Source organism: Vibrio nomapromontoriensis (genome assembly GCF_050337205.1).
GTDB classification, from domain to species: Bacteria; Pseudomonadota; Gammaproteobacteria; order Enterobacterales; family Vibrionaceae; genus Vibrio; species Vibrio nomapromontoriensis.
This window is the reverse complement of sequence record NZ_JAKJSS010000004.1, coordinates 1-4,151: the sequence shown is the minus strand read 5'-3', so window position 1 is coordinate 4,151 and position 4,151 is coordinate 1. Positions and strand designations below refer to the sequence as shown.

Annotated in this window: 1 protein-coding gene; it reads left to right on the top strand. The window is 46.1% G+C overall.

The annotated features are described in order from the left end of the window. On the top strand, positions 1–4,137 hold a 4,137-nt coding region (locus L4D05_RS00060; RefSeq protein ID WP_428792708.1), incomplete at its 5' end, for a tandem-95 repeat protein. Positions 4,138–4,151: the final 14 nt, after the last annotated feature.

Below are 4,151 nucleotides of genomic sequence, written 5' to 3'. Positions count from 1 at the left end.
TTGTGGCTTTATGATACGGATACAGGCGCCGAGCTTGACCATATATTTTATCAAGATATGAGCCATAACTTGAGCGGGGGTACCGTTCAACAAGACGTTGATGATACCAATGGTCATGGCCCTGAAACCATCACCGTGCCGAACTATCAAGATGCCAATATGCATTACTCGGTCCACAACTATACCAATCGCAGTTGGGATGTGGATGGTGTGGATGAAGTACAAGTTCAGGTCTTCGTTGGCGATACTTTAGTACAAACCTTTACTCCGGAGCTTCCAGAAAACATCAGTGGTGACCACTGGCATGTGTTTGATGTCGTAGATGGCATTGTGGTACCAAGCCAAGAGGTTGGAGGACAAACCGCGTTTACCTTACCGACCAGTGAAGAAGCGGCCAACGCCGAAAATGGTGTTGATATTGCTGCGCTGTTTAACGTCGATGAAGGCACCGATGGCAGTGACAACGTCACCGTTGGTGATATTAGCATGCCAAACGGCGTCATTACCGATAATGGTGATGGGACTTATACCATCACACCGGATGAGAACTTTAATGGTGAGTTTGAAATTAACTACACCGTTGATGATGGTAATGGTGGTATTTCACCAGCTCAACTCGATGTTACCGTTACCGCGGTAAATGATGCGGCGGTTATTTATGACCAAACGTTCAGTATGGATGAAGACGGCACATTAACCTTCACTGATGCGGAGCTTCTGATCGGAGCGACTGACGTAGAAGACGATACGCTAATGGTGACAGGTGTTCACTACGAAGGTACGGATGGGGTACTTGTCTCAAATGGCAATGGAACACATACATTCACGCCAAATGAAAACTTCAATGGCGCGATCAACCTTAGTTTTGATGTGACTGATGGAACTGATATATCAAGTGCAATCATTGATATTGCGGTTGCAGCCGTGAATGATGCGCCGATTGCGGGCTCAACATCGTACTCAGTTAACGAAGAAGGCATCATTGATATTACTGCAGAGCAACTCCTAGCGAATTCCAGTGATGCCGATGGCGAACAAGTATCGCTAGAATCGGTAACTTATTCTGGCAGCGACGGTATTTTTTCAGTACATGAAAATGGTACTTACTATTTCGCACCAAACGAAAACTTTGATGGTGACATTGAGCTACAAGTCATTGTGGCTGACGAGTCTGGGCTTACTTCAGCGACAACCGCTAACATTGATGTTATTTCGGTAAACGATGTTCCCGTTGTATCTGGACCGATAGCTTATCAGGTCAACGAAGATCACTCTATTACCCTATCACAACAACAACTTTTGATTCATGCATCAGATATTGATGGCGACCAATTAGTAGCTAGCAACCTATATCTCGAAGCGTTTGGCGATGTGACTGATAATGGGGATGGTACGTTTACCATTACCCCAGCCGAAAACTTTAGTGGCCCGCTATCACTGACCTTTGATGTGAGCGATGGAGAAGAGACCATAGCAACATCGCTTAACTTAACGGTTGATCCGGTTAATGATCCCGTCATAGCACGAGACGACATAATGCTATCTAGTGCTGACCCGATGATACGTCTCGATGTCGCGCCAGAGCACGGCGCCGTCCAATATCTCGATGAGAATGGAGAGTGGGCTGATATGGTGATTGGCTTAGAGTATCCAGCCGACACAGAAGTACAATTTGTACCAAATACAGTAGAAATTCAAGCTGACACAAGGGATATCCGTGTTGGTAGTTTTGATAATGATGAAAATAGCCCAGGCTTTGACGGCAACGCAGCAACGAGTGATTGGGGTGACATTCAAGGTGATACTGCCATCTATACAGAAGATGGAGTGGTGATTACCACTGTTGTCAGTGAAGGTGCTTTAGCGGCTTGGAATGGCCCGAATAGTCATATTGGCGCTGGCATCGGCAACCAATCCAATAATGGCTTGAGTGAAGATGAGACCTTAGCGGTAACCGTTGAAGGTGAAGATGTTAACCAAATTACTTTTCAGCTCGACGGATTAGGTGGCTATTTCGATGAAAGCAGCTCTCAAGCAACGCAAGTTAATATCCGTGCGTTTGACATAGACGGCAACTTAATTAGCACACAAGGTGGGTACAGAGATTCAGGCGAATATGAGGATACCTATTCCTTCACCACGGATGTGCCTGTTCACCAATTTGAATTAGGGACCACTGGTGGTAGCGGTACCTATGTCGTACAAAATATGACCGTGTCCAGAACTATGTCAGAGGAGATTCAACTCACAACAATTCAAGGTGATGGCAGTGAGGTAACGAATTCGTTGCTACTTAACCTTAACCACAGTACAGCAAACGATACTTTAAACGTCACTGAGCAGCTGGTAGAAATTGATGGTTCAATTACTTCACAAGCCATAGATGTCGAAGAAGATGGGGTTCTGACACTTCAAGCCAGTGATCTTTTGGTCAATGATTCTGACATTGATGGCGACGAGCTAACGTTAGTCAGTGTAGAAGCCACTGATAATACCCATGGTAGTGTATCACTGGATGCAACTGGCCAGATTCAATTCACACCAGAGGCTGATTTTAATGGGCAAACGTCTTTTGACTATACAGTGACTGATGGAAACGGGTCATTCGATACCGCTACTGTTTTTGTTAACGTCACACCTGTCAATGATGCGCCAGTCGCCAGTGATCTACCGTTTATCATTCAGGAAGATGGCTCTTTGTTGTTCAGTGATGAGGATATCCTGTTAGCGACATCTGATATTGATGGTGATGAACTGACTGTCGAGAGCGTAAGTTATGAAGGCACCGAAGGTGTATTTACTCACAATGGCGAAGGAAGCTATACGTTCGTTCCCAATGAAAATTTCCATGGCGAGTTAACTCTTAGCTATTCTGTCACGGATGGCGCAGAATCAAGCCAAGCGAATATTGGTGTAACCGTAGAGTCCGTCAACGATCTGCCTGTATTTGGCTCAGTATCTTATACCGTTGAAGAAGATAACACACTGATATTTAATGAAGACCAACTAATGTCGAATGCCTCTGATATCGAAGGGGACGTGTCATTAGTGGGTGTTAGTTACGAGGGGACTGACGGGATCTTCACCATTAATAACGATGGAACATGCAGCTTTGCACCGAATGAAAATTTCAATGGCACCGTGACGCTGGATATTGTTATTGAGGATGAAGATGGCGCTCAAGTCGCGTCTACTTTTGATGTTAATGTGTTGGCCGTCAATGATGCGCCCGTTAGCGGTGACATCGCCTACACCTTGGATGAAGATGGCAACATTACCCTGTCACAAAATCAGCTGCTATCTCAAGCCAGTGATGTAGACGGCGATGATTTAACCGCCAGTAATGTGTCGGTTTCGGGTAATGCAACGGTGCTGGATAACCAAGATGGCACCTTTACCATCACACCAGATGCAAACTTTAACGGCAATATTGATGTCTCGTTTGATATCTCTGATGGCGACGCCACCGTTCAAGGAGCGGGTGGGTTGACGGTTAATCCTGTCAATGACTTACCGACTACAGACACCGTCACGGAGAGTGTCGACGAAGACAACAGCATCATCGTCAACCAAGCACAACTACTTGCTAATGCTGCCGATATTGATGGGGATGCACTGACTGCGGACAACTTATCCGCGACCAATGCCACCATCGCAGATAATGGCGATGGCACCTTTACCATCACACCGGACGCCAACTTTAACGGCCTCATTGATGTCTTATATGATATCAGTGATGGCAGTACGCCTATTGCTGGAAATTTAGCGCTCACCGTCGATCCGGTGAATGACGCCCCGATTATTTCTGCCGATGTTCCAATTACGATAGAAGAAGATGGCTCCTATACCGTGACGCAAGCTGAGCTCTTGCAATTTGCTAGCGATATTGAAGATGACGATATGACTGCCATCATCGGAGAGCAAGGTGAGGCGACCACGGTCACAGGGACGGTACTTAACGCAGAAAATGGCCAGCCTGTTATTGGCGCCGATGTGACCTTAAGCGATGCGGTGGGTAACTCCCATACCGTACAAACCGACGCACAAGGTCAGTATACGGTTAACGGTTCTGTCTTTGAACAAGGGACCATTACCATTGAGCAAGAAGGCGCTATTACTAATAGCTTCCTCGAATAGCTTCCTCGTGCCTG